Annotated in this window: 26 protein-coding genes; 19 read left to right on the top strand and 7 right to left on the bottom strand. The window is 64.7% G+C overall.

Going from position 1 to position 26,654, the window contains the following annotated elements:
• Positions 1-18 precede the first annotated feature (18 nt).
• The 7 genes from XH84_RS09575 to XH84_RS09610 all read left to right on the top strand — a co-directional run bounded on the left by XH84_RS09575 (position 19) and on the right by XH84_RS09610 (position 10,899).
• Positions 19-840 carry an NAD-dependent protein deacetylase gene (locus tag XH84_RS09575; protein WP_128922062.1) on the top strand — a complete coding sequence of 274 codons (822 nt, stop codon included), beginning with the start codon at positions 19-21 and terminating at the stop codon, positions 838-840.
• A gap of 142 nt (positions 841-982) precedes the next feature.
• Positions 983-3,067 carry a hydantoinase/oxoprolinase family protein gene (locus tag XH84_RS09580; protein WP_128922061.1) on the top strand — a complete coding sequence of 695 codons (2,085 nt, stop codon included), beginning with the start codon at positions 983-985 and terminating at the stop codon, positions 3,065-3,067.
• Positions 3,068-3,069: 2 nt separating this feature from the next.
• Positions 3,070-4,728, top strand: a complete 1,659-nt coding sequence (locus XH84_RS09585) for a hydantoinase B/oxoprolinase family protein (protein ID WP_128922060.1) — start codon at positions 3,070-3,072, stop codon at positions 4,726-4,728.
• Between the two features lie 34 nt (positions 4,729-4,762).
• On the top strand, positions 4,763-5,764 hold the full coding sequence (locus XH84_RS09590; protein WP_128922059.1) for a TRAP transporter substrate-binding protein: 1,002 nt from the start codon (positions 4,763-4,765) through the stop codon (positions 5,762-5,764).
• A gap of 10 nt (positions 5,765-5,774) precedes the next feature.
• Positions 5,775-6,368, top strand: a complete 594-nt coding sequence (locus XH84_RS09595) for a TRAP transporter small permease subunit (protein WP_128922058.1) — start codon at positions 5,775-5,777, stop codon at positions 6,366-6,368.
• A 31-nt stretch (positions 6,369-6,399) separates the two neighbouring features.
• On the top strand, positions 6,400-7,704 hold the full coding sequence (locus XH84_RS09600) for a TRAP transporter large permease (RefSeq protein WP_128922057.1): 1,305 nt from the start codon (positions 6,400-6,402) through the stop codon (positions 7,702-7,704).
• 1,044 nt (positions 7,705-8,748) lie between these two features.
• On the top strand, positions 8,749-10,899 hold the full coding sequence (locus tag XH84_RS09610; RefSeq protein ID WP_128922055.1) for a methyl-accepting chemotaxis protein: 2,151 nt from the start codon (positions 8,749-8,751) through the stop codon (positions 10,897-10,899).
• Between the two features lie 109 nt (positions 10,900-11,008).
• Here XH84_RS09610 and XH84_RS09615 read toward each other — a convergent pair whose 3' ends face one another.
• Positions 11,009-11,653, bottom strand: coding sequence for a glutathione binding-like protein (locus tag XH84_RS09615; protein ID WP_128922054.1), 645 nt, complete (start codon positions 11,651-11,653; stop codon positions 11,009-11,011).
• Between the two features lie 102 nt (positions 11,654-11,755).
• On the opposite strand from XH84_RS09615, the gene XH84_RS09620 reads away from it, so the two are divergent.
• Positions 11,756-12,400: a TetR/AcrR family transcriptional regulator gene (locus XH84_RS09620; protein WP_128922053.1), complete on the top strand. Its 645-nt coding sequence runs from the start codon at positions 11,756-11,758 to the stop codon at positions 12,398-12,400.
• A 200-nt stretch (positions 12,401-12,600) separates the two neighbouring features.
• On the opposite strand, the gene XH84_RS09625 is transcribed toward XH84_RS09620, so the two are convergent.
• Complete coding sequence (locus tag XH84_RS09625; RefSeq protein WP_164936588.1) at positions 12,601-14,568, bottom strand: methyl-accepting chemotaxis protein; 1,968 nt, start codon at positions 14,566-14,568, stop codon at positions 12,601-12,603.
• 188 nt (positions 14,569-14,756) lie between these two features.
• Positions 14,757-15,722: a 2-hydroxyacid dehydrogenase gene (locus tag XH84_RS09630; protein ID WP_128922052.1), complete on the bottom strand. Its 966-nt coding sequence runs from the start codon at positions 15,720-15,722 to the stop codon at positions 14,757-14,759.
• A 141-nt stretch (positions 15,723-15,863) separates the two neighbouring features.
• Between XH84_RS09630 and XH84_RS09635 the strand changes: the two genes are divergently transcribed.
• The 4 genes from XH84_RS09635 to XH84_RS09650 all read left to right on the top strand — a co-directional run bounded on the left by XH84_RS09635 (position 15,864) and on the right by XH84_RS09650 (position 18,676).
• On the top strand, positions 15,864-16,232 hold the full coding sequence (locus tag XH84_RS09635; RefSeq protein ID WP_128922051.1) for a YciI family protein: 369 nt from the start codon (positions 15,864-15,866) through the stop codon (positions 16,230-16,232).
• Positions 16,229-17,515, top strand: a complete 1,287-nt coding sequence (locus XH84_RS09640) for an RNA polymerase sigma factor (protein ID WP_128922050.1) — start codon at positions 16,229-16,231, stop codon at positions 17,513-17,515. The genes XH84_RS09635 and XH84_RS09640 overlap by 4 nt, the downstream gene beginning before the upstream one ends.
• Positions 17,516-17,692: 177 nt before the next feature.
• Entirely contained in the window at positions 17,693-18,232 is a 540-nt protein-coding gene (kdpF, locus tag XH84_RS09645; RefSeq protein WP_128922049.1) for a K(+)-transporting ATPase subunit F, read from the top strand.
• A gap of 30 nt (positions 18,233-18,262) precedes the next feature.
• Positions 18,263-18,676, top strand: coding sequence for a VOC family protein (locus XH84_RS09650; protein WP_128922048.1), 414 nt, complete (start codon positions 18,263-18,265; stop codon positions 18,674-18,676).
• A 111-nt stretch (positions 18,677-18,787) separates the two neighbouring features.
• Here XH84_RS09650 and XH84_RS09655 read toward each other — a convergent pair whose 3' ends face one another.
• From XH84_RS09655 to XH84_RS09665, 3 genes are all read right to left on the bottom strand, one after another.
• Positions 18,788-19,147, bottom strand: coding sequence for a hypothetical protein (locus tag XH84_RS09655; protein WP_128922047.1), 360 nt, complete (start codon positions 19,145-19,147; stop codon positions 18,788-18,790).
• Between the two features lie 536 nt (positions 19,148-19,683).
• A complete protein-coding gene (locus XH84_RS09660; protein WP_128922046.1) occupies positions 19,684-20,118 on the bottom strand; it encodes a hypothetical protein in 435 nt (144 codons plus the stop codon).
• A 100-nt stretch (positions 20,119-20,218) separates the two neighbouring features.
• A complete protein-coding gene (locus tag XH84_RS09665; RefSeq protein ID WP_128922045.1) occupies positions 20,219-21,007 on the bottom strand; it encodes an SDR family NAD(P)-dependent oxidoreductase in 789 nt (262 codons plus the stop codon).
• Positions 21,008-21,163: 156 nt separating this feature from the next.
• Here XH84_RS09665 and XH84_RS09670 point away from each other — a divergent pair, with 156 nt between their 5' ends.
• From XH84_RS09670 to XH84_RS09695, 6 genes are all read left to right on the top strand, one after another.
• Entirely contained in the window at positions 21,164-21,529 is a 366-nt protein-coding gene (locus XH84_RS09670; protein WP_128922044.1) for a nuclear transport factor 2 family protein, read from the top strand.
• Positions 21,530-21,663: 134 nt separating this feature from the next.
• Positions 21,664-22,068: a YciI family protein gene (locus tag XH84_RS09675; RefSeq protein ID WP_128922043.1), complete on the top strand. Its 405-nt coding sequence runs from the start codon at positions 21,664-21,666 to the stop codon at positions 22,066-22,068.
• A 58-nt stretch (positions 22,069-22,126) separates the two neighbouring features.
• Positions 22,127-22,492 (top strand): YciI family protein, encoded by a 366-nt coding sequence (locus tag XH84_RS09680; protein ID WP_128922042.1) that lies wholly within the window; start codon positions 22,127-22,129, stop codon positions 22,490-22,492.
• Between the two features lie 126 nt (positions 22,493-22,618).
• Positions 22,619-23,359 (top strand): TetR/AcrR family transcriptional regulator, encoded by a 741-nt coding sequence (locus XH84_RS09685; RefSeq protein ID WP_128922041.1) that lies wholly within the window; start codon positions 22,619-22,621, stop codon positions 23,357-23,359.
• Between the two features lie 120 nt (positions 23,360-23,479).
• Positions 23,480-23,971: a DUF2852 domain-containing protein gene (locus XH84_RS09690; RefSeq protein ID WP_097659852.1), complete on the top strand. Its 492-nt coding sequence runs from the start codon at positions 23,480-23,482 to the stop codon at positions 23,969-23,971.
• 176 nt (positions 23,972-24,147) lie between these two features.
• On the top strand, positions 24,148-24,315 hold the full coding sequence (locus XH84_RS09695) for a hypothetical protein (RefSeq protein ID WP_128922040.1): 168 nt from the start codon (positions 24,148-24,150) through the stop codon (positions 24,313-24,315).
• A gap of 35 nt (positions 24,316-24,350) precedes the next feature.
• Here the strand turns inward: XH84_RS09695 and XH84_RS09700 are convergent, their stop codons facing one another.
• Positions 24,351-25,514: an acyl-CoA desaturase gene (locus XH84_RS09700; protein WP_128922039.1), complete on the bottom strand. Its 1,164-nt coding sequence runs from the start codon at positions 25,512-25,514 to the stop codon at positions 24,351-24,353.
• A 320-nt stretch (positions 25,515-25,834) separates the two neighbouring features.
• Between XH84_RS09700 and XH84_RS09705 the strand changes: the two genes are divergently transcribed.
• On the top strand, positions 25,835-26,602 hold the full coding sequence (locus XH84_RS09705) for a serine acetyltransferase domain-containing protein (protein ID WP_128922038.1): 768 nt from the start codon (positions 25,835-25,837) through the stop codon (positions 26,600-26,602).
• Positions 26,603-26,654 lie beyond the last annotated feature (52 nt).

Consider the following 26,654-nt stretch of genomic DNA (forward strand, 5'->3'; position numbering starts at 1 on the left):
GCGGACTACATCTGCCGCATGGCAAATGCTCCGCTGGCAAACTCTCCGCTTCAGGATTTCATCGCTCGGCACGAAAATCTGTTCGTGCTGACCGGTGCCGGCTGCAGCACCAATTCGGGCATTCCCGATTATCGCGACAGAAATGGCAATTGGAAGCGGACCCAGCCCGTCAACTTTCAGTCGTTCATGTCGGACGAGCATACGCGGCGGCGCTATTGGGCTCGCAGCCTGATCGGCTGGCGGCGGTTCGGCCAGGCGCGCCCGAACGATGCGCATCACGCGCTGGCCCGGCTCGAGGCCAACGGGCGGTGCGGGATGCTGCTGACCCAGAATGTCGACAGGCTGCACCAGTCCGCCGGCCACCGCCAGGTGATCGATCTGCACGGTCGGCTCGATCTGGTCCGCTGCATGGGCTGCGGCCGCAAGACGCCGCGGAGCGAATTCCAGAATGCGCTCGGCCGTGCCAATGCGGAATGGCTGACGCTCGATGCCGCCGATGCTCCTGATGGTGACGCCGATTTGGAGCATGCGGATTTTTCGTCCTTCCAGGTGCCTCCTTGCGAAGCCTGCGGCAGCATTCTCAAACCTGACGTCGTGTTCTTCGGGGAGAACGTTCCGCGCGACATCGTCGCCACCGCGCAGGATCATCTGGCGCAAGCCGACGCCATGCTGATCGTCGGCTCGTCGCTGATGGTCTATTCCGGATTCCGCTTCGTACAGGCTGCCGTGCAGCGCCATATTCCGATTGCGGCGGTCAACCTTGGCCGCACCCGCGCCGACGATCTCCTGACGCTCAAGGTCGAGGAGCGCTGCGAAGCGGCGCTTGCATTCCTGCTCTGACCGCGCAGGCCGCGAAACACGCCTTGCCTATTGCATAGGTGCCAAGCAGAATGGCCGGGCGCGGCGTTGTCCTCGTCGGCCATGGCATGGAAATTGCTGCGCTTTCGACCTCAGTCTTGACGATCAGCGCGGAGAATTTGGAATGCTTGAGGGAGCCGAGGTGCGGCTTGCCGTTGATATCGGTGGCACGTTCACCGACATCGTGCTGGACGTTGGTCTGGATCGCAAGACGCGCAAGCTGCTGACGACGCCGCAGCGGCCTGAGCAGGCGGTGCTGGACGGCATGCGTCTCATCCTCGCCGATGCGCGCGCCCATATCAGCGACATCGACGTCTTCATTCATGGCACCACGCTGGCGACCAACGCGATTATCGAGCGCCGCGGTGCCAAGACGGCCCTGATTGCGACCGAAGGCTTTCGCGACGTGCTCGATATCGGCACCGAAAGCCGCTACGACCAGTACGATCTCAGCATCGACAAGCCGAGGCCCCTGGCGCCGCGTAGCCTGCGCTTCACCGTCCCCGAGCGCGTCGACGCCCACGGCGCCGTCCGCCTCCCGCTGGACGAGACTGCGGTGCGCGCACTCGCGCCGAAATTGCGCGAGCGAGGCGTCGAGAGCGTCGCGATCGCCTTCCTGCACTCCTACGCCAATCCCGAGCACGAGCGGCGTGCGGCCGCGATTCTGGCCGAGGAGATGCCGGGCATCTCGGTGACCGTGTCCTCCGCCGTCTGTCCCGAGATCCGCGAGTATGAGCGCACATCGACCGCGGTCGCGAATGCCTATGTGCAGCCGCTGATCGACGGCTACCTCGCCCGCATGGCCGACGCCTTGCAGGTCGAGCAGTTCCGCGGCGCGATCTATCTGGTCACCTCCGGCGGCGGCGTCACCTCGATCGAGACGGCGCGCCGTTTTCCGGTGCGCCTCATCGAATCCGGCCCCGCCGGCGGCGCGATCTTCGCGGCGCAGATCGCGGCGCGTCTGGGCGAGAGCAAGGTTCTGTCCTTCGACATGGGCGGCACCACGGCAAAAATCTGCCTGATCGAGAAGTACGAGCCCGAGACCTCGCGCGTGTTCGAGGTCGATCGCGCCGCGCGCTTCCTCAAAGGCTCCGGTCTGCCGGTGCGCATTCCCGTGATCGAGATGGTCGAGATCGGCGCGGGCGGTGGCTCGATCGCCCATGTCGACGCGATGAAGCGCGTCACTGTCGGCCCGGAGAGCGCCTCGTCGGAGCCGGGGCCGGCCTGCTATGCCCGCGGCGGCCTGCGTCCCGCGGTGACGGATGCGGACGTTGCGCTGGGCATGATCGATCCCGATGCGTTTGCGGCCGGCACGATCAAGCTCGACCCGGAGCTGTCGAAGCAGGCGCTGCTGCGCGACGTCGGCGCGCCGCTCGGCCTGTCGGCGGAAACCGCGGCCTATGCCGTGCACGAGGTCGTCTGCGAGAACATGGCGAGTGCGGCGCGCGTCCATGCGGTCGAGCGCGGCGAGATCGTCGGCCAGCACACCTTGATCGCGTTTGGCGGTGCTGCGCCGCTGCATGCGGCGCGTGTCGCCGAGAAGATCGGCGTCTCCCGGGTGATCGTGCCGTCGAATGCCGGCGTCGGCTCCGCCGTCGGCTTCCTGGCCGCGCCGATCGCCTATGAGCTGGTGCGCAGCCGTCATGTCCGGCTCGATGAGTTCGACACCGAAGCGGTCTCAGACCTCTTGCAGGACATGGTGACCGAGGCGCGCGCGCTGGTCGAACCGGGCGCCGCCGGTGCGCCGGTGCGCGAACGCCGCGCCGCCTTCATGCGCTATGTCGGCCAGGGCCATGAGATCTCCGTCGAGCTGCCGAACCGGCGGCTGACGGCGGCCGATCTCGCCGGCCTGCGTCAGAAGTTCGAGGCGGATTATTCCGCGATGTTCGAGCGCGCCATTCCAGGCGCGGCGATCGAGGTGTTGAGCTGGTCGGTGCTCGCTACGACGGAGGCACGGAATCCACCTGTTGTCGCCGCCGTCACGCGCAAGCCCGCAGGCAAGGCCTCCGGCAGCCGCAAATTCTTCGACGGCCGCGCCGGTGAGGTGATCGAGATCCCGCTCTATCGCCGCGAGGACATGGCGCCGGGCGCGACCGTTGCCGGGCCCGCCGTGATCGCGGAGGACGAGACCTCCACCTTCGTCTCCACCAGTTTTGACGCTCATATCGACGGTGCCGGCAGCATCGTCATGGAACGAAAGGCGGCCTGATCATGAGCAAGGCAAATGGCGCGAGCCTGATCGACCTTCAGATCATGTGGCACCGGCTGATCGCTGTGGTCGAGGAGCAGGCGCAGGTGCTGCTCCGCACCGCCTTCAGCCCGATCGTGCGCGAATGCGGCGACCTTTCGGCCGGCGTGTTCGACCTCGAGGGGCGGATGCTGGCGCAGGCGGTGACCGGCACGCCCGGCCACGTCAACTCGATGGCGGAATCGGTCAAGCACTTCATCGCCCACTTTCCGATCGAGACGATGAAGGAGGGCGACGCCTATATCACCAATGATCCCTGGATGGGCACCGGCCATCTCAACGACTTCGTCGTCACCACGCCGTGCTTCAAGGACGGCAAGCCGGTGGCGCTGTTCTCCTGCACCAGCCATCTCATGGACATCGGCGGCATCGGCTTCGGGCCTGACGCCACCGACGTATTCATGGAGGGGCTGTACATCCCCATGCTGAAGCTGATCGACCGGGGCGTCGTCAACGAGACGCTGATGGCGATGATCCGCACCAACACGCGGCTTCCAATCGATACCGAGGGCGACACCTATTCGCTCGCCGGATGCAACGACGTCGGCTGCGAGCGCCTGGTCGAGATGATGACCGAGTTCGGCATCGATACGCTCGACGAGCTCGGCGACTACATCTGCGCGCGCTCGCGCGAGGCCGTGCTGGCCGAGATCGCAAAGCTGCCGAAGGGCAGCTGGCGCAACACCATGGTGGTCGACGGCTATGATTCTCCGGTGACGCTGGCGGCAACACTGACGATCTCGGATGCGGGCATCCACGTCGATTTCGATGGCACCTCCACAGCCTCGAAGTTCGGCATCAACGTGCCCTTGTCCTACACCACCGCCTACACCGTGTTCGGCCTAGGCTGCGTGGTCGCCTCGCAGATCCCGAATAATGCCGGCTCGCTCTCGCCGCTGACGGTGTCGGCGCCGGCGGGTGCGATCCTCAATGCGCCCAAGCCCGCGCCGGTCGCCTCGCGTCACATCATCGGCCAGATGCTGCCCGACGTGGTGTTCGGCTGCCTGCGCCAGATCATTCCGGAGCGCGTGCCGGCGGAAGGCACCTCCTGCCTGTGGAATCTCAACGTCCGCGGACAGACCCGCTCCGGCGTCGGCGGCAATTACGGGTTCTCGATGGCGGTGACGTCCAATGGCGGCACCGGTGCGCGGTTCGGCAAGGACGGTCTGTCGGCCACCGCCTATCCCAGCGGCGTGCGCGGCACGCCAGTCGAGATCGCGGAGACGCAGACGCCTTTGATCTTCTGGCGCAAGGAGCTGCGTCCGGATTCCGGCGGGGCGGGACGCACCCGCGGCGGTCTCGGCCAGATCATCGAGGTCGGCAGCGGCGTCGATGCGCCGTTCGACATCCTGGCGGCATTCGACCGCATCGATCATCCGCCGCGCGGCCGCGATGGCGGCAAGAACGGCGAGGCCGGCTATGTCGGCCTCAAGTCCGGCAAGAAGCTGCGTGGCAAGGGCTTTCAGCAGGTGCCGCCGGACGACCGGCTGGTGGTGCTGACGCCGGGCGGCGCCGGCATCGGCGATCCCGCGGCGCGCGAGCGTGCGGCGGTCAAGGACGATATCGAAAGCGGCCTCGTGTCCGCCGACAAGGCGGTTGCAGTTTATGGGTACGCGCGCTGACGTATCAGCACGCATGGGTCAACGGAGGGGTGCAATGATCACGCGACGGAACTTCACCGCGGGCGCAGCGACGCTGCTCGCCGCCGGTCACATCTCGACCCGTGCGCGGGCGGCGACGACGAGTTGGGACATGTCGACGGTCTGGCCCGACGGCAATTTCCACACCCAGAACGCGATGGCCTTCGCGGAGGAGGTGAAGAAGCAGACGGGCGGCTCGGTCGCGATCACCGTGAAGGCCGGCGGCCAGCTCGGCTTCAAGGGGCCCGAGCATCTGCGCGCGGTGCGCGACGGCCTGGTGCCGCTCGCCGACGTCCTCAACATCCAGCAGGTCGGCGACGAGCCCTTCATGGGCGTCGAGAGCATCCCGTTCCTCTGCGGCTCGGTGGACGAGCTGAAGGTGCTGCACAAATACGTGCGGCCCGAATACGAGAAAATTGCCGCGCGCAACAACCAGAAGATCCTCTACATCGTGCCGTGGCCGACGCAGTATCTGCACCTCAAGGCGAAGGTCGCCGACGTCGAGGGCCTGAAGAACATCAAGATCCGCGTGCCCGACAAGAATGCGGTCGACATGTTGAATGCGATCGGCATGGCGGCCGTGATGATCCCGTGGGGCGAGACGATTCCGGCGCTCGCCTCCGGCGCGGTGGCCGGCGTGTCCACCTCGTCGGTGTCGGGCGTCGACGGCAAGTTCTGGGAATTCCTGAAATACGTCTACCCGACCAACCACGTCTGGTCGTCGCAGATGCTCACCGTCAATCTCGATTCCTGGAAGGCGCTCAGCGCCGATCAGCAGAAGCTCGTGGCCGATATCGCCGCAAAGATGGAGCCGGGCTTCTGGGCGAATTCGCTCAAGGCCGACGTCGACAGCCTCAACCGTCTCAAGGAGGGTGGCATGGAGGTGGTGCCGGTCTCGGACGCGATGATGATGGAAATCCGCAGCAAGACCGCACCGCAATTAGATGCCTTCCTCAAGCGCGTGCCGGCGGCCGACAAGCCGGTGCGGGCCTATCTCGCCGAAATGAAGCGCGGCTGAGGGCGGGGCCGTGGTGAGCATTTCGCCCGAAGCACCGCAGAGCCTCAATGCAGCGGCGCCCCCGCCGCTGCGCATCCTGCTTGACGGCATCGATCGACTCGGCCGGCTCGACGGCTGGATCGGCGGCGGTTGTCTCTTGATGCTGACGCTCTTGATGCTGTGCGAGGTCGCAACCCGCTTCCTGTCGAACCTCCTGCCGTTCTTCCCGCCGACGATCTCGATCGCCTGGGAATATTCGTCTTATCTGATGGCGGCATCGTTCACCTTCGGCGCGGCCATGACGCTGCGGGTGGGCGGCCACATCCGCGTGGTGCTGCTGCTGAAGAACGCGCCGGTGCCGGTGCAGCGTGCGCTCGAGATCCTCTCGGCCGCGGCCGGCTTCGCCTTCATGGCGTTCCTGACCTCGGCCATGGCGAAATTCGCCTTTGGCGCCTATCTGCGCGGCCAGGTCTCGACCTCCAGCGATACGCCGCTGTGGTTTCCGGAAGCCGTCGTCACCTTCGGCATGCTGCTGCTCACTCTCCAGTTCCTGGCGCGCGCCATCCAGGCCGTGCTCGGCCTGCCGCTGGAGGATCATCGCATGAAGGCCTCGCCCGTCGAATGACCGCCTTGCCCACAGCCGGATCTAGGATCGCATGACCATCGAAGTCGCTGCCCTGTTCGCGATCCTGTTTGCGCTGCTGGCCTGCGGTGTGTGGATCGGCCTGACGCTTGCGCTCACTGCGACGCTTTTGCTCGCGATGTTCCGTTCGATCCCGCTCGACAAGCTGCTGCCGCAATATGCCTGGAACATCCTGACCACGCAGGAGCTCCTGGCGCTGCCGCTGTTCATCCTGATGGGTGAGCTGCTGTTTCGCACGCGCTTGTCGCGCTCGTTATTCCAGGGGCTCGCGCCGTGGGCGGGGTTGCTGCCGGGCCGGCTGCTGCATGTCAACGTGATCGGCTGCACCATCTTCGCGGCGATCTCGGGCTCCTCGGCGGCGACCACGCAGGTGATCGGCCGCATGTCGCTCAACGAGCTCTTGCGCCGCGGCTATTCCCGCGACATCGCGATCGGCTCACTCGCCGGCGCCGGCACGCTCGGCTTCCTGATCCCGCCGTCCAACATCATGATCATCTACGGCGTGCTCGGCGACGTCTCGATCCTGAAGCTGTTCACCGCCGGCGTGCTGCCCGGGCTCCTGCTGGCCGCGACGTTCATGACCTGGGTGATGCTGCACACGAGCCTCGACCGCACGATGGTGCCGGAAACTGAAGCCAAGCTTTCGCAGGTGCCGTGGAGCGAGCGCTTCGCCGCGCTGAAGGATCTCGCGCCGGCGTTGTTCCTGATCGCCTGCGTGCTCGGCTCGATGTATGGCGGGCTCGCCACGCCGTCGGAAGCCGCCGCCGTCGGCGTGCTCGGCGCGGGGCTGGTGGCCTGGGCGCAGGGTTCGATGTCGCAGCAGGTGATGCGCGACGTGCTGATCGGCTCGGTCGTCACCTGCTCGATGATTGCACTGATCGTGCTGGGGGCCTCGATCCTCGGCAATGCCGCGGCCTTCCTCGGCATCCCGCAGGCGGTCGCCGCCTTCGTCAAGGGGCTTGGCCTGTCGCCCTTCATGTTGATCGTCGTGCTGGTCATCTTCTATCTCGTCCTCGGCTGCTTCCTCGACGGCTTCTCGATGATCGTGATGACGCTGCCGATCGTGCTGCCGATCGTGAAGGGCGCGGGCTTCGACGAGATCTGGTTCGGCATCTTCCTGGTGCTGGCCGTCGAGATGGCGCAGATCACCCCGCCGGTCGGCTTCAATCTGTTCGTGATCCAGGGCCTGACCGAAGACGGCCTCGGCTACATCGCGCGCGTCACGATGCCCTACCTGATGATCATGATCGGCTTCGTGCTGCTGCTGACGCTATGGCCCGGCATCGTCACGATACTGCCGCGGGTGCTGTACGGGTAGTTGATATCTCGCTCGCGGACATATTCGGCCCGGTCCCACCTACCATCCGTTGTGCTGCCCGACGGGCAAAACACGCCAGCGCTGGGTCGAGAGCGTTCGGCAAAATATTCGAATTTACAGAAGTTCGGTTTTGCCGTACAAGCCTGGACATCCCGCCCGCCACAAGGGGCGTTTCGCGATCGTCACGGGACGCGGGCCGGGATGCGGTGGCCGCGACGGCGTCGGCGCGCGATGTGGATTGCAGGGCGGGCGACCGTGAGCAGCGACAGGCGCGATACGACACGGCGCTGACAGCGTCTTCGAATGGCCTCGACGGTGAGCGCACGCCAGCCGTGGAGAACCCAGCGAGGACGTGCGCGGACGGAGAAGTCGTGTGGTCCTGACGCCCGGGGTCTGTGCGTCAAGTCCTGCGGAGATGCGGCGGCCAACCGGCGCGCGCATCGATCATCCGCAAGGCGACGGGGGCAATAGTGCATCGCTCCCCGGGGAGAGCACGAAGGACACCGTGAAAACCATCCGCGCAGGGAAGGCCGGGATGTCCCGGCGTCACCTGTCGTCCACCCCGTGCGCGCTTCTTCAGCACACGCGGGACTTCGGGTGCCAGCCGGCGCCCGGCCTTCCCTGCGCCCTTGCTTTCGAAGAGGGCGGAAGAAGACAGCTAAGCTCGGGCAAACCACGCCGCGAGGATAAACAGTCATGTCCATCGTTGAACTGCGATCTCATGCCCCGGACGCAGCGCAGCGCTCCGGCGATCATGATCGGCCTCGCGTTGCTGTCGACGCTGTGGCCCGGCATCGTCACGATCTTACCGCGGGTGCTGTACGGCTAGCTGCGAAAGAGAAGCGGCTGCAACGTTGCTGCGACCATCCAGCGGTTGGTGCTGTTCTGCGATCTCCCGCATTGAGTGCGTTTTTGCCGAAAATCATCACTGGCAGTGTCGTTCACCGAGCGATCAATGCGGGAAATTTAGGCAAATTAAATCCTTTCGGCGCTTACCTGAAATTCACAGGTTCGATTTTTACGAATGCCACTTGGAGGCTCCCCATGCGGACCAATCTTCCGGTCACGGCTGTCGAATATCCAATTACCGACGAGACTCTCATCGTCTCTCACACGGATACGAAAGGGAAGCTGATCTACTTCAACGATCAGTTCGTTGAGGCCTCCGGATTTTCCGAGGCCGAGTTGATGGGGCAGCCTCACAACATCATCCGCCATCCGGATATGCCGCCCGCGGCCTTCGAGAATCTGTGGGCCACACTCCAGCAGGGAAAGCCCTGGGCGGGCGCGGTGAAGAACCGGCGCAAGAACGGCGACTTCTACTGGGTGTTGGCGACCGCCTCTCCAATTCGCCAGAACGGACAGATCGTCGGCTACAGCTCCATCCGCACCAAGCTGCCCGCCGACCAGCGCGCCGAGGCGGAGCAGGTGTATGCGAAGATCCGCGAGAACAAGCCGCATGATTACAGGCTGGATGCCGGCATGATTCGCCGACGTTCTCTTCTCGATCGATTGGCCATCTTCACCGGCACGCTCAACGCCCGCCTCGTCACACTTGTCACCATACTCTCGTTGTTCCTGCTGACGATCGGCGTCATGGGCTTGCAGGGGACGCGCCAGAGCAATGCACGGCTGAAATCGATCTACCAAGATCGTGCGGTGCCATTGGCACAGCTCTTTGAAATCAACGACCGGATGAGAGACAATACGGTGCTGATGTTTGAGGCGGCCGCCAACGGGCGCGCTGGAAAACCGGTCGGCGAGATTGCAGCCAAGGTGAATGCCAACCTTGAGAAGGTCGGAAAGGCCTGGGCTGAGTACATGGCGACCTATCTGACGCCCGAAGAAAAAGGCGTTGCCGACAGCTTCACGCCCAAGCGCGCGAACTACGTCGAGCAAGGACTGAAGCCGGCGCTGTCGCTCTCTGCCGAGCGAAAATACGAGGAGCTCGCCGCTCTGCTGGCCGGACGGGCGCGCGAACTGTACGAGGCGGCGAAGGCCGATCTCGACAAGCTTGTGGCGATCCAGGTCAAGGAAGCCAAGGCGGAATACGATGCGGCCGAGCACGAATATGGCTGGCTGGTTGGCGCTGCGCTTGCCCTCCTGATGACGAGCATTGCCATCGGCGGGCTCGTGAGCCGGCAAACCATCCGTGCCATCGTCCGCCCGCTTCAGCGCCTGAACGATGCGATGCTCAGCATCAACCAGGCCAAGCTCGACAACCGCATCGTCGTCGAACGGGACGACGAACTCGGTGAGGCCTTGCGAAATCTGCAGACGCTGCAGGCCATCGTTCGATTCGATCGCGACGAGCTGAAGGCGACGGAGAGGCGGTCAGCTGCCCAGCGCAAGTTGGAGATGACCAAGCTCGCCGGAAATTTCGAGAGCGCAGTGGGCGAGATCATCGAGACCGTCTCGTCGGCCTCGAGGGAACTGGAGGCCTCGGCGAACACGTTGACCTCGACTGCGGAGCGCGGAGAGAAGCTTGCGACGATGGTCGCGGCGGCTTCCGAAGAGGCCTCGACCAACGTGCAATCCGTCGCGAGCGCGACGGAAGAGCTGTCATCCTCCGTCAACGAAATCGGCCGACAGGTCCAGGAATCGGCGCGGATGGCCAATGAGGCGGTCGAACAGGCACGCCTCACTGATCAAAAGGTCGGTGAGCTCTCCAAGGCTGCGGCGCGGATCGGTGACGTGGTCGAGCTCATCACCACGATCGCAGGCCAGACCAATCTGCTCGCATTGAACGCAACGATCGAGGCCGCGCGGGCCGGCGAAGCCGGCCGTGGCTTTGCCGTGGTCGCCTCCGAAGTGAAGGCCCTGGCCGAGCAGACCGCCAAAGCCACCGGCGAGATTTCCCAGCAGATTTCCGGCATTCAGGGCGCGACCCAAGACTCGGTCAACGCCATCAAGACGATCGGAAGCACGATCAAGTCCTTGTCGGAGATCTCGTCGACCATCGCGGCGGCGGTCGAGGAGCAGGGCGCAGCGACCCAGGAGATCGCGCGCAACGTCCAGCAGGCTGCTGAAGGCACGCACCAGGTCTCGTCGAACATTGCTGACGTCCAGCGTGGCGCGACCGAAACCGGCTCGGCTTCCGCGCAGGTGCTCGATGCAGCGCAACTGCTCTCGACCGACAGCAGTCGTCTGCGAACCGAGGTGGGTCGCTTTCTGGATAGCGTCCGAGCCGCCTGAACGAACGCAGGCTCTCGGTAGCCGCCAGGAAAAGCTGCGATCTGAAAGCGGTCGTTGTCCCGCTCGTGGGGACAACGACCTGTCAACGCAGTGTGGTGTTCAGTCCGGCCTAGGCCGCCGCCTTCTTGCGCGCTTGCTCGGCCTTGTACAGCTCGAACTCTTCTGCGATCGCCTTGGCGATCGACGGCCGCTGGCGCATGCGTTCGTAATACGCCTTCACGTTCGGCCATTTCGCCAGCTCGATCGGCGGCGTCGCCATGGTCCAGTTGATGACGGTGACGAGATAGGCGTCCGCCACGCTGAAATGGTCGAGCAGGAAGTTGCGCCCCTTCAGGTAGTTGTCGAGATAGTCGAGCCGCGACAGATTTTTCTCCAGCACATAGGCCTTGGCCTCCTGCGGCGCCTTGCGGTCGAGCACGGGGACGAACAGGCCCTTGTGCAGCTCGGTGCCGATGAAGCACAGCCATTGATGCAGGCGCGTTCGATCGATGCCTGCGGCGGCGCCCAGCCCGGATTGCGGGAAGCGATCAGCGACGTATTGCAGGATGGCCGCATTCTCGGTCAGCACCACGCCCTCGTCGGTACGCAGCGTCGGCACCAGGCCGATCGGATTGACGGTGCGGAAGTCGGAGCCGTCGCTCAGCACCGTCTTGGTCGCCGGGTCGACCTCGAGATAATTCGCCTCGGCGCCGGCTTCATACAGCGCGACGCGCGTCGCCATCGAACAGGCGAGCGGTGAGAAATAGAGATCCATCTGTAGCCTCCTTGGGCAATTCTTGAGTTTCGCTCAACCTGGCCAGATTGATTTTTGTACTGTCTTGCATAATATGGGGTCGGTCAAGGATTATTTTGCGAAATGGTACAAAAATCGAAGCCGCCGACTGCCGCCAGTGAGCCGAAGCGCCGCGGCCGCCCGCGCGCCTATGAGCCCGACGTTGCGCTCGGCAAGGCACTCGACTTGTTCCGCAGGCAGGGCTTTGCCGCGACTTCGCTCGACGATCTCAGCGAGGCCACCGGCATGAATCGCCCGAGCCTTTACGGCGCCTTCGGTGACAAGCGCGAGCTCTACATCAAGAGCTATCAGCGCTACCGCGAGGAAGCGCGTGCCTCCATGGCTGCGATCTTTCGCGAGGAAATGCCGGTGCGCCAGCGGCTGGAGCGCATCTTCGCCTCCGCGCTCAACATCTATCTGTCGGGTGAGACCGGCCCGCGCGGCTGCTTCACGGTGGTGACCGCGGCATCAGAAGCCGTCGGCGATCCCGAGATCCGCGCCATGGTGCTCGACGGGCTCAGCGAGCTCGACAAGGCCTTTGCGAGCTGCTTCCGCCGCGCCAAGGAGAAGGGCGAGTTGCCGGAGAGCGCCGATCCCGTCGTGTTGGCACAGATCGCATCGGCCACCGTCCACAGCATCGCCATCCGCTCCCGCGCGCGCGTGTCGCGCAAGGAACTGGAGGCCATTGTGAAGGGCGCGATCGATGTGATGGTGGGCGCCAAGGAGTAGGCTGTCGTCCCGGACAAGCGCGCCTCAGCGCGCGCAGATCCGGGATCCCGGCGCGAGCGCTTGCGCTCGTCGCATAACCACAGGAAGTGGCTTGGCCATGACTCGGAGTGACCGCCGCCGCGACACACTTCTCCCTGTGGTTATGGATCTCCGCGTTCGCGGGGACGACAGCGAGTAGGCGGCGGCGATCCCGCGTCCAACTACGCCGCGCGGATTTGCGCGAGGAAGCGATCCACCTCGTCGCGCAGCCGCTGCGACTGTTTCGACAGCTCGATCGCCGAACCCAGCACTTCCTCCGCTGCCGTGCCGGTGGCTGCGATGCCGTCGGTGACGCCCGCGATGTTCTGCGAGACCTCGCCGGTGCGGGCGGCGGCCTGCTGGACGTTCTGTGCGATCTCCTGCGTCGCCGTGCCCTGCTGGCCGACCGCAGCCGCAATCGCGGCGGAGATTTCGTCGACCTGCTGGATCGTCGCGCAGATCGACTGGATGCCATCCACCGCGCCGGTGGTTTCGCCCTGCACCGCGGTGACCTGGGCGCCGATCTCCTCGGTCGCCTTGGCCGTCTGGGTCGCCAGCGCCTTGACCTCGGAGGCGACCACGGCAAAGCCGCGGCCGGCTTCGCCCGCGCGTGCCGCTTCGATCGTCGCGTTCAATGCCAGCAGGTTGGTCTGGCCGGCGATGCTGTTTATGAAGGAGACGACGTCGCCAATCTTCTGCGCCGCATCCGCCAGGCTCTGCACACGTTCGTTCGAGCGCCGTCCGTCGCTGGCGGCCTTGCCGACCACCTCGGTCGCGTGGGCGAGGCGGCGGCTGATCTCGGTCATCGACGAGGACAATTCTTCCGCTGCCGCCGCGACGGTCTGCACATTCTCCGAGGCCAGCGCCGAGGCGGAGGATACCGCGCCCGTTTGCTGCCGGGACTGCTCGACGATGGCCGACATCGAGCGCGCCGTATGCTCCATCTCCACCGCAGCCGAGGACACCGTGGTGACGACGTCGCGGATGCTGGCTTCGAAATTGTCGGCAAGCGCGGCAAAGGCGCGCCGCTTCTCCGCTTCCGACCTCGCCTTGGCTTCCAGCTGCTCGGCCTGGAGATCGTTGAATCTCACGGCATTGTCGCGGAACACCGTGACCGCCTTCACCATCGCGCCGACCTCGTCATTCGCCTTGCTGGCGGGAACGGCGACGTCGGTGCGCCCGTCCGCAAGCTCGCGCATGACGGACGTGATGGAGAGGATCGGACGCGAGATGCTGCGGGCAATGAGATAGCCGACGATCGCGGCCAGCACGAGGCCGAGCGCGGCGATGCCGATGGCGAGCAGCCAGGCGCGGTCGGCCGAAGCTACGTAATCGGCGTTGTCCATCACCAGCTCGACGGCACCGAGCGGCTTTCCGGAGAAGTCCTTGATTGGCCCGAGCAGCGCTGCGACCGGAATATTGTCGAGCTTGGCCTGCTTTACGGTGAAGCTGCCTGCGGTGGCACGGCCATACTCGGCCGCGTCGAAGAAGCTCTTGCCCTTCAGCGTGCCGCCGAACAATTTGAAGCCCGAGCCGTCGGCAAGATGGAAGGCGACGTCGATGTGGCGGTTCGTCTTGAAGTCGTCGAGGAAGGACTGGCCGAAGGTCAGGCCGAACTCGACCGTGCCGAGATGCTTGGCCGCTTGCGCGATCGGCACCACGCCGCGGATGCCAAGTCCGGCGACGCCACCTTCGAGCCCGACCACGACCTTATGCTCCTGATTGGCGACCAGAACGGTCTTGCGGAATCCAGAGAGGTCGTCGCCGAATTTGGCGGGCTGATGCACGCGCAGGAACGAGGTCGCCGGCGCTACATGGAACTGGAACTGATCGACGCCGTACTCCGACTTGGTGGCGGCAAACACCGGCCCGAACAGGCCGATGAGAGCGTTGCGGTCCTGTTTGGCCATTGCCTCCTGTGTCGCCGGCATCGCGGCCACGACCGCACTCATGGCGGCGGCGCGGTGGGATTCCTCGGCAATGCGCGACTGAAGGGCATCGTAATGGCTGCGCAGCTCGCGTTGGTCGGCTCGGTCGATGATTCCGGCGATGATCCACATCGCCCCGAGCACGGCAAACAGGGCGGTCGCCGCCGCCGTCACCGCGAGGGCAACCGTGATCCGCATCCTGAGGCCGAGGCTCGCGCGCATGTCCGACTCGTTGTTTGAGCGTTGGTTAAGAACGCTTATCAACTTCTCGCTAAAAGAGGGTGAACGGGATACCGGTGGAACCCGGTGGTTGTGGTGAGCGGCTGCCTACCAAAAGAACGGTGTCGTCCCCGCGTTCGCGGGGACGACAGCGAATATGACGCCAGCGTTCGCGATAATCCAAGGGCGCCTCAATACCCTCTAGCCCGGTCCACCACGTTCTCCAGCGCGCCGCCAGCCTCGAACCGCGCGATCTGCTCGGCGACATAGGCCGAGATCGCGTCCGCATCGGTGTCGGCTGCGTTGTGCGGCGTCAGCACCACCTTGGGGTGGGTCCAGAACCGGCTGTCCGCCGGTTGTGGCTCCTGCACGAAGACGTCGAGCGACGCAGCGCCCAGCGTGCCGTCGTCGAGGCAGGCCAGGATGTCGGCTTCGTTCTGCAAGCCGCCGCGGCCGGCATTGATCAGAACGGGCGCGCCAAGGGGGCTGTTACGGCTGAGCTTTGCGAAGACGTCGCGGTTGAGAATGCCGTGCGTTTCCGGCGTCAGCGGCAGCAGGCAGACCAGGATGTCGGTCTTGCGCAGGAAGGCATCGATCTGCGCGGCGCCATGGAAGCATTCGACGCCGTCGATCGTGCGTGGGCTACGGCTCCAGCCGGCGACACGGAAGCCGAGCCGCCGCAACACGTCGGCGGCATCGGCACCCAGCGTTCCCAGCCCCATGATTCCGACCGTCACGGCGCTCGCGGGCCACTGATATTTCGGCTCCCAGCGTTTTGCGCGCTGCGAAGCTCGCAAATAGGGCTCCTGACGGTGGTGCATCAGCACGTGCAGCACGACATATTCGGTCATGCGGTTGGTGAGGTCGGGCACCGCGACGCGGACCAGCGGTACGTCAGGCAGGCTCTTGTCCGCCATCAGCGCGTCGACGCCAGCGCCGAGATTGAAGATCGCCCGCAGATTGGGAAACGAGCCGAGATCGCCCGGCACCGGCTTCCACACCGCGGCATAGTGCACCTCGGTCGGATCGAGCCCGGCATCCGGCAACAACACCACGCGGCGACCGCCGCACACCGTGTCGAACCGGGCCTTCCAGCGCTCTGGCAGCCAGTTCTGCTGCGTGCTGTTGATCAGGACGGCCAGGGTGCCCATGGTCATTCGAAGTGCCTCGTCAAAGTTCCGCTTGAGAAGGCCCTCCTTGGCACGATCTGCCGGATTTTTCTTGCAAATTTTTTCCGCAGTCCTGTCGGGGCGGGGCATATTGGCGCGTCTTTAGAACAGACGAGGAAAGTGTCGCCTATGCTTTATGCCATCCTTTGCTATCACGATGAGGACTTCGTCGGCTCCTGGAGCAAGGAGCAGGACGAGTCCGTGATGAAGAAGCTCGCGGTGGTGCAGGAGAGGCTCACGAGCCAAGGCCGGCTCGGCCCGGTGGCGCGGCTGTTGCCGACCACGGCCGCAGCGACCTTGCGCAAGGAGGACCCGCCGCTGGTGCTCGACGGCCCCTATGCCGAGACCAAGGAGCAGCTGCTCGGCTTCTACATCGTCGATTGCAAGAATCTCGACGACGCCCTCGACGTCGCGCGCGATCTCGGCGCCGCCAATCCGGGCGGTGCCTATGAGGTGCGCCCCGTCGGCGTGTTCCGGCCCGGAGGAAACTTGAGGTGAGCGAGGCCGACACCGCCTGGATCGAGACCGCGCTGACCTCGGCGCGACCCCAGGCGGTCGGTGCGCTGCTGCGCTATTTCCGCGATCTCGATACGGCCGAGGAGGCCTTCCAGAACGCGTGCCTGCGCGCGCTGAAGACCTGGCCTCAGAATGGGCCGCCGCGCGATCCCGCGGCCTGGCTGATCATGGTCGGCCGCAATGTCGCCATCGACGAGGTCCGACGCACGCGCAGGCAGCAGCCGCTGCCCGAGGACGACCATGCGATCTCCGATCTCGGCGACGCCGAGGGTGCGCTCGCCGAGCGGCTCGACGGCTCGCACTACCGCGACGACATCTTGCGGTTGATGTTCATCTGCTGCCATCCGCAATTGCCGGCGACGCAGCAGATCGCGCTGGCGCTGCGCATCGTCTCGGGTCTGACCGTGAAGCAGATCGCGCGCGCCTTCCTGGTCTCGGACGCGGCGATGGAGCAGCGCATCACCCGTGCCAAGGCGAAGGTCGCCGAGGCTGGGACGCCGTTCGAAGCGCCCGGCGCGGTCGAGCGCTCCGAGCGGCTCGCCGGGGTCGCGGCGATGATCTATTTGATCTTCAACGAGGGCTATTCGGCGAGCGGCGACACCGCCGAGATCAGAAAACCGCTCTGCGAGGAGGCGATCCGGCTGGCGCGCCTGCTGCTCAGGCTGTTTCCGAGCGAGCCGGAGATCATGGGGCTCACCGCGCTCATCTTATTGCAGCATGCACGCAGCGCCGCGCGCTTTGCCGAGGACGGCTCGCTGATCCTGCTGGACGATCAGGACCGTTCATTGTGGAACGGCACCATGATCGCGGAGGGGCTCGCCTTGATCGACAAGGCGATGCGCCATCGCCGCGGCGGGCCCTATCAGATCCAGGCTGCGATCGCCGCGCTGCATGCTCGCGCGTCGACACCGGAGGAGACCGACTGGGCACAGATCGACCTGCTCTACGGCGCGCTTGAAGTCGTGCAGCCCTCGCCGGTGGTCACGCTCAACCGCGCGGTCGCGGTCTCCAAGGTGCGGGGGCCGCAAGCCGCGCTCGATTTGATCGAGCCGTTGGCCCCGAAGCTCGCCAACTACTTCCATTTCTACGGCGTGCGCGGCGCCTTCCTGATGCAGCTCGGCCGCAACGACGAAGCCCGCATTGCCTTCGACCGCGCCATCGCGCTCGCCAACACGTCCGCGGAAGCTGCCCATATCCGCATGCATCTCGATCGCCTGATCCGGGACAGCCAGCCGAAGGCAAAGGAAAGTGCGAAGGCGAAGTGACGCGCGAGACCATCTCCGCTGTCATGCCCGGGCCTGACCCGGGCATCCACGTCTTGCCATCGGCGTCGAAGAACGTGGATGGCCGGGACAAGCCCGGCCACGACGAAAAAAATCCGTTTAGCCGTGTCGGTCTAGCGCGATCCCCTTCGTCCTAAGCCCGTATCCACGGAGCCCCTTATGCTGAAAGCCATTGCCATCATCGCCGTCGTGCTCGCCGTTGGACTAGCCGGCGTCCTCGTCTTCGCCTTGACAAAACCCGACACCTTCCGCGTCGAGCGCAGCCTCGCGGTGAAGGCGCCGGCCGGTGCGATCTACCTGGAGGTCGCCGATTTCCGCCGCTGGACCGGCTGGTCCCCCTATGAGAACCGCGATCCCGCCATGAAGCGCACCTTCGGCGAACCTGCGGAAGGCAAGGGCGCGATCTATGCCTGGGACGGCAACAACAATGTCGGCGCCGGCCGCATGGAGATCCTCGAGGCGAACGGGCCGTCCAAGCTCCGCATCAAGCTCGATTTCGAGCGGCCGTTCGAAGGTCACAACACCGCCGAGTTCACCTTTGTGCCGCAGGGCGATGCTACTCTGGTCACATGGGCGATGTACGGTCCGGCTCCGTTCATGTCCAAGATCATGCAAGTGTTCATCAACATGGACAGCATGATCGGCAAGGATTTCGAGGCCGGTCTCGCCAGCCTGAAGAAGCTGACCGAGAAGCAATAAGCCTCACTGCAAACGAAGAGGAGAGAAACGATGCTCAATGCCTATCTGTTCTATCAGGACACTTGCGAAGCCGCGTTCAACTTCTACGCCAAGGTTTTGGGCGGCAAGATCGATGCGATGATGCGCGCATCGGAGGCGCCGCCGGACATGCCCGCCGCGCCCGGCCGCGAGAAGACGATCATGCATGCGCGGATGTCGCTACCCGATGGCAGCGTGCTGATGGCCTCCGACGCGCCGACCGAGCATTTTCACAAGCCGCAGGGCTTCTCGGTCTCGCTCACGGTCAAGGATCCCGCCGATGGCGAGCGCAAGTTCAACGCGCTCGCTGACGGCGGCACCGTCACCATGCCCTTCAGCAAGACCTTCTGGGCGAAAGGCTTTGGCATGTGCGTCGACAAGTTCGGCATTCCCTGGATGGTGAACTGTCCGGCGGAAGGAATGTGACGCGTGCGACCGCGCGCATGATTGGCTGAGCTGCGATCCCCTCTCTCCATCTTTGCGGGAGAGGGGATGCATGGACCCATCGCGCCATGCTCGGATCGGTCGTGAGTTCGCTCAGCGGGTCGATCCGGTCACGTCTTCGTCTTGCCGCGGCTGAACACAGCGGGGGCAGATCACGAGCTTGGTGCCGAGCTGCTTGTCGCGCTCCGCTTCGATCTCGTCATACACCGCCCACCACGCCTCGGAGTATGGCCGCAAGCTGCCAAGCACGCGTTCCCGCTCCTGATTTGGATCGCTTGCCGCGGGCGCGGGATTCGTTGCGCGCCGCTTCACGATATGAGCGCGCCTCGGGCTCTTGTTGGGGTCTTGACCGAGGCCATCCCATGCGATCGGACGACGCTCCTGCGCTGGCGCGACTGCACATCCAAGCAGCGCTGTGCAGAAAGTGAGCAAGATGAAGCCATGTCGCATCATGCCGGACCCAAAGTTCGGTGCGCAATGCGCAAGCTCCGCACAGGAGACTCGCATCGCGTCGGTCAAATGGAACTTAAGGCAAACGAGTTGGCCGGCACGGCCGAGGAATGAACCCACCATTCGCATCACTTTGCGGGAGCAGTGAGGCCGCTTCGTGAAACCATGCAGACTGCATCGCACAATAATTGACGCAATATTGGGCTGTAATCTGCACGTCAGAATCGCTATTGGTGAATCATAAAATCTAAGAACTGGGGTGGACGTCACTTGGAAGGGGAGCGACCGATGGCGGCGGCGCTACAGATCAATTTTGCCCTTTGGGGAATGCTCATCTGCGCCAGCATGAAGCTGGTGCCGGTGATTCAGACTCTCTACTGAAGGCAGCCAAAGCGTGATGGCGCTTAAGACCCGGTGCGCAGATTGGGTGCGAGCACAGGGAACCTGCCGTATGGCCTCGAGCAAGCCAAGCAATCCCTCAAGGTGACGCGGTTTACATCATCCGTTTACGTCACATGGCGTGACGGCTGCCGAACTCGTCAGCGGCAGCGCGGATAAATTGCGGCGAGATCGCGCCCCTTGAGCAGAAGCAACCGCGAGGTGAGGCCACCACGGCGGCTGATCCAGTCGCGGACCGGGCCGGGATAGGCGGCAAGCACCGCGACCGATGCTTCCGGCTCGGCATAAAAGCGCCCGCGCCGGTCCACCGAACGTGCTGCATGGAAGCCGAGCACGGCGCGCTTGGTGACGCAAATGCGCTCTTCCGGCACGATGCTCAGCACCAGCGTGCAGGCAGACAGGCAGGGACCGTCGATCACAACGCGCTCGCCGCTCTTGCGCACCTTCTCGAACAAATCGAGGAACGGCCCCACCTGTCCGCCCGGAGATTGGATGATGCGGATCTCGGCGGCGGACGGCGAGATGGCGAGGAGTGCCGATGCGAGCATCAGGGCTTTGACAAAAGCGCGTCGCATGGAGCACTCCACAAGCTCGGTTTCGCCGCGTGAGAAGAGGTGGGTTACGCCCGGCGGCCTGCGCTTCGCGCAGCCGCAGTGCTAACCCACCCTACCTGTTCTATCCGTTCCGCCTTTGACCGCGCAGCGTCGGCAGGCCGATGCCGGCTGCATCAAAGCCGCCATCAACGGCCAAAATTTGGCCGGTGATGTAGCTCGAATTTGCCGAGCACAGGAAGTAGATCGCCTCCGCAAGTTCTTCCTCCAGGCCGTAACGGTTGAGCGGAATTGCGTCGTGATAGTCCGCGCGAATCTCCTTGGTGTGCACCTGCTTGGCCATCGCCGTGTCGACCGGCCCCGGCGCGACCGCGTTGACGCGGATATTGAGAGAGGCGAGCTCGACCGCGAGCTGCTTGGTCAGGTGCGCGAGACCGGCCTTGCTGGTGCCGTAGGCCGAGCGCAGCGTCGAGGCGCGCACCGCCGAGATCGAGGTGATGTTGACGATGGCCCCGCCATGGCCCTCGCGCATCAAGGGCACGGCCGCCTTGGTGCAGAGCAAGGGGCCGGTGAGGTTGACCTCGAGCACGCGGCGCCAATCGGTCTCGGATGTCTCCATCAGCGGTGCGAACACCGCGATGCCGGCATTGTTGACGAGCGCATCTAACCGGCCGAACCGACGCTCGACCGTCGTCATCGCCGCGGCGACCTCGGCTGCGTCCGAGACGTCACAGGTCAGCGCCAGCGTCGCCTCGCTTTGGTTGATCTCGGCGACCGCCCGGCCAAGCAACTCGCCCTCGATGTCGAGCAGCGCCACACGCCAACCCTCGGCCAAGAACTTCTTCGCGGTCGCAAGTCCGATGCCGCGCGCGGCTCCGGTGACGAGGGCGACTTTTTGCGGGGCAGGGGGCATTGGCTGGTCTGTCCTGTGTTTGGGAGGGGCGCGCGAGCACCGGTTCCTTTTACTGCGCTTTCGGTCCGGCAAGAAAGGCCTCAAGTCGAGGACGCGATGTCGGGACGTCTCTCGATGGATCGTCTTCCAGGGGGATCGTTACCGAGGAGACCCGCAATGCCTGACGACCGCGAACGCCTGATCCGAGACCTCTTCGCTGCCTATCTCGCCAACGACCGGCCGCGGGTTGCCGACGCATTGGCCGACGATTTCCGCTTCACCAGCCCGTTCGATGACGACCTCGACAAGACGACCTATTTCGAACGCTGCTGGGGCGACAGCGGCTGGATCGCCCGCCATGACATCGAGCGCATCTTCGTCCGGGGCGAGGAAGCCTTCGTCACTTATCTCTGCCTTGCGACAGATGGTCGGAGTTTTCGCAACACGGAGTTCTTCGCCTTCGCAGGCGGCAAGGTCCGGCGCATCGAAGTCTATTTCGGCGCGGCCCGGCAGGACGGTCGGTTCCTGCCGCGGCCGCGCTAGGAGCGGGCCATGATCTTCCAAATTATTTTCGCTCGGCTGTCGGTTCCGTAAGAATTCGATCGTCTTGAAGGCGACGCGGGCCTGCGCCTCTCACGGCGCATCCGGAACAACCGCAAAAGCCAGGGGCACGACCCATGCGATTCATGATGCTGATGATCCCGCTCGGTTACGAGACCGCGCCGCCGGACGTCCAGCTCGATCCCGAGCGGGTCGCGGCGATGATGCGCTACAACGAGGCGCTGAAGGACGCGGGCGTGTTGATCACGCTCGACGGCCTGCATCCGCCGTCGATGGGCGCACGGATCTCGTTTGCGACCGGCGAGCCCATTGTCACCGACGGGCCATTCGCCGAGGCCAAGGAGGTCCTGGGCGGGTATTGGATGATCGAGGTTCCATCGCGGGCCGAGGCGATTGCCTGGGCAAAGCAGTGCCCGGCCTCGCCGAACGAAATCATCGAGATCCGGCAGGTGCAGGAGATGGCCGACTTTCCGCCTGACGTGCAGGCCGCCGCCTCCGGCTTTGAGAAGCTCAAGACATAGCCCCAATAGCCGCGATCAGATCGCGGCTGTTACCAACAACTCACCAAAGGAGAGAACCATGAGCACCGAGCACAAATTCCTCGCCGTCTATCTTGGCAGCATGAGCGGCGCAAAAATGAAGGCCTGGCAGGCGATGCCCGAAGCGGAAAGGAAGGCAAAAGAGCGCGAGGGCATGGCCGCCTGGCATGGCTGGGTCGAGAAGCACAAGGACGTCATCGTCGAGCTGGGCGGCCCGCTCGGCAAGACCCGGAGGATCGACGGCAGCGGCATCACCGAGATCAGCAACGCGCTGACCGGCTTCACTGTGGTCCGGGCCGCCTCGCAAGAGGAAGCTGCAAAACTGTTCGAGAACCATCCGCATTTTGCGATCTTCCCGGGCGAGGCGATCGAGGTCATGCCTGTGCTGGCCATTCCGCAGATGTAGGTCAGGGGGAGGCCGTGTCCGGGCGCGATGCCGACGCATCCGCCCGGCGCACCTTGAATGTACGGGTTAATCAGGCCGAATTGCCGCTAGTGACCTTCACGCCCGGCTCATGTAAAGCTCATTCACATGAGCTGGCGCAAGGAACAGCGCCGCGCCGAGCGCGGCTATCACCACGGCAATCTGAAGGAGGCCCTGTTGCAGGCCGCTCTCGGGCTGATCGCCGAGAAGGGCGCCGCCGGCTTCACCTTCGCCGATGCCGCACGCATGGCCGGGGTCAGCGCGGCGGCGCCCTACCGGCATTTTCGCGACCGTGACGAGCTGTTGTCGTCGATTGCCCAGCGCGGCTTCGAGCAGTTCGAGGCGCGCCTGACCGCGGCCTGGGACGACGGGCGCCCTGATACGGTCACCGCGTTCGAGCGGGTCGGCAGGGCTTATCTTGCTTTCGCCCGCGAAGAGCCTGCCTTTTACAACGCGATGTTCGAGTCCGGTCTGCCGGTCGACGCCAATCCGGCGCTGCAGGCCGCGAGCGAACGCGCGTTCAACATCATTCGCGCCGCGGCCGAGCGGCTCGCGGCGCTTGCGCCGCCCGGCATGCCGCGACCGCCGGCGATGATGATGGCGCTGCACATCTGGTCGATGGCGCACGGCGTGGCTTCGCTGTTCTCCCGTGGGGACGCCGCGCGCCGAAAACTGCCGATGTCTCCGGATGAGCTGCTCGAGGCCGAGGTGCTGATTTATCTGCGCGGTCTCGGCTTCCCGACCGACCGCCGTCCGGCAGCCAAGGGCGCCGAGCCGCCGCCGGTGCCGCCGGAGGCGCCCTCCGGTTCGGGCGTGCCGCCGGGCGGTCCCTGGGGCAAGCCGAAATAAAATTACGCAAAACATCACGCGGGCGTGTCTTGTGGCCAGCTTGACAAAATCGCGGGATGGTCTAGCTATGTAAATGTTATTTACATTCACAACGGCGCTGTGCCGTGATGGAGATGGGAAATGGCCTACACCGCTGACGTCAATCGCTGGCGCGGCCCTTCGGACCAATACCAACAGTACGAGCGTCCCCGCATGCTCGATACGCCCTGGCATCCCGGCTGGATCGCTGTGACCATCCTCGGCTTCATCATCTGGTGGCCGATCGGACTTGCCCTTCTCTTTTTCACACTCGGGAGCAGAAGAATGTCGTGCTGGAGCCACCAGGATCGCTGGCAGAACAAGATGGAGCGGATGCAGTACAAGATGGACCGCATGCGCGGCCGCATGGAGCGGCATGGCTTCGGCTTTGGCTTCGGCCCGCCGTCGTCCGGCAACCGCGCCTTCGACGAATATCGTTCGGAGACGCTGCGCCGGCTCGAGGAAGAGCAGGTCGAGTTCAGGAATTTCCTCGACCGTCTGCGCCACGCCAAGGACAAGGAAGAGTTCGACCAGTTCATGGCGCAGCACAAGACGCGCCCGACCCCGCCGCCGACTGACCAGCAGCAGGGCTGACCTTCAAGCCTGACACCTGTCAAAGCCTTCAGGCGCATGCCCCCAAAGTCCTGATGGCCCCGAGCCGCCCGTCTGCGCAACCCGCAGGCGGGCGGTTTGGTTTTTGGCCGCCGAGGTGTCGCTATATTCGGGCCCCGCCACCGAACCCGCGTGTGGTTCTGCGGGACCAAGGGCACATGGACCTCCGCACCCGCTTACTGCTCGGTGTGACCGCGTTTGCGGTGCTGGGCTATATCGCCCTCGTCTACGGCGGCTGCGCCGCCGATCCCGATTGCCATTTTCATTCCTGTCCCGGCGGGCGCGCGTTTTGCGGGGTGGTGCACGCCCATGGGCGGGGGCCATAGGCCTTTTTCAGCCGAGCCCTCGAACGACCGGAGGATCAGCGCGCCATCACCAGTTGCGCGCGCACCGAGGTCAGAAAGTGCTCGTAGGCGTGGTCCACGATCTCGTTGAGCGATCGCGTGCGCGCGAAGATCGCCTTGGCCTCGGTGAGAAACTCTTCGCGGGTGGGTATCTTCGGCAGATGCAGGTGTGTCAGTGCGTCCACGCCGTCATGCGCACGATTGAGGATGTCGTGCAGCGTCGGCAATTGCAGCTGGGCCAGGTCGGCCCGATGCAGCGCCGACGAGATCGCGTGCGCGAGGGCCTGCGCATCGAACCGTCCGGCGAGCTCGTGAGCGGCTCGATTGATCACCCGGGCGCCGAGCGGCTGCTCGTTGCGCAGCACCTGTTCGGGCGGCGCCTTCATGCTCCAGACGATCCCGAGCCAGGACAGCACTTTCAGGACGTAGTACGTGACGTCGATCTCCCACCAGCGAAAACCCTGTCGCACGCTGCTCTGGTAGGCGTGATGGTTGTTGTGCCAGCCTTCACCCAGAGTGAAGAGCGCCAGCAGCCAGTTGTTGCGGGAATCATCGCCCGTCACATAGCGCTTGCGTCCATGCACATGGGCGAGTGAATTGATGCAGAAGGTCGCGTGATAGACCAGCACCGTGCTCCACAGGAAGCCGACCACCAGACCCGACCATCCCGCGACCACGAAGCAGAGCGCGGCAAGCGCGACGGCCGGCAGCAGTTCGAGCCGATGCAGCCACATCAGCTCCGGATAGACCGCGAAATCGCCGACCTTCACGAGATCGGTCGCATCGTGCCGGCGGTCGAAGATCCAGCCGAGATGGCTGTACACGAAGCCGCGATGACGCGGCGAATGCACGTCGATCTCGGTGTCGGAATGCAAGTGATGGTGCCGATGCTTGGCCGCCCACCACAATACGCTCTTTTGCGCGCTGCTCTGCGCGAGGCACGCCAGCATGAACTGAAACACCCGGCTGGTCGCGAACGCGCGATGTGAGAAATAGCGATGATAGCCGGCGCCGATGCCGAACATCCGCACGATGTACAGCGACACGCAGATCGCGACGGCCTGCCACGTGACGCCCGACCAGACCGCCGCAGCGCAGCCGAGATGGACCAGCAGGAACGGCACGGCGGAGGGATACATGATGTCGTCGTGGTGGTCGTCGGCGGGCGCGTTAGGCGACATGTCTTGGTGTGACCTCAGGTAATGGGATCCGGGATTCGTGTCGGCGGCAGCGAGGGCCGCCGGGTACGAAAAACCCGCGGATGGCGGACCACCGCGGGGCTTGAACGAGCTGCTTTGCATGGACATCCCGGCCAAAGCAGCGTCGGCCGAAAATTCAACTGACTATATGGTTGCGAATGCCTGGCATGCAAGCTCGTAGCCTCACGGGGGAGCTGCGGCATGGTGCTCCGGTCGCGCCGCTCCGCCTGCGGCGTGGCGCGCAGGGGGGCGCGCTGGCTATATTTGAGACGTGAAGGAAGCCCCAAACACCGGAGGCGGCGATGACGGCAGCTGCGACCGCGACGAACGATCGCCTCTGGCAGCAGATTCGCGACGAGGCGCGGCGAGCGGTCGCATCCGATCCCGTCTTCGGCAAGTCACTTGCCGAGGCCGTCCTTGCGCATGACGGTCTTGCGGCGGCTCTGGCCGATCTGATCGGGCGCAGGCTTGGCGGCAACGTCGCCGAGCAGGCGCGCTTCGCCGCCTTTTCCCGTGATGCCTTTCGACACTCGCCGGAATTGATCGAAGCTTCCGGCCGCGACTTGCAGGCCATCGTGCGCAGCGATCCCGCCATCGCCGGCCTGTTGGCGCCGCTGCTGCATTTCAAGGGCTATGTCGCGCTGCAAGCCTGGCGCGTCTCGAACTGGCTCTGGCATCATGACCAGCGCGACGCCGCGCTCTTGTTTCAGAACGAGGCGTCGAACGTCTTGCAGGTCAGCATCCATCCGGCGGCCAGCATCGGCTCGGCCGTCTATCTCGATCACGCCACCGGCGTCGTGATCGGCGCCGACGTCGTGATCGGCGACGAGGTCACCATCCTTCAGAATGTCAGCATCGGCCGCAGCAATGAACTGCCGCCGCGCTCGCCGCGCATCGGCCGCAATGTCTTCATCGGCGCCGGCGCGACCATTTTGGGCGATGTCCGGATTGGCGATTTCGCAAAGATCGGCGCCGACACGGTCGTGACCTCCGACGTGCCCGCCGGCTGCACCGCCATCGGCAATCCCGCGCGGCTCGCCAACTGCCCCGGACCTGCTTCGGCGGCCTGACGTCATCGGGCTGAACCGTTTCGGGGCCTCGGGCGACAGAATGGCTTCGGTT

This window comes from Bradyrhizobium nanningense (genome assembly GCF_004114535.1).
Lineage (GTDB): Bacteria > Pseudomonadota > Alphaproteobacteria > Rhizobiales > Xanthobacteraceae > Bradyrhizobium > Bradyrhizobium nanningense.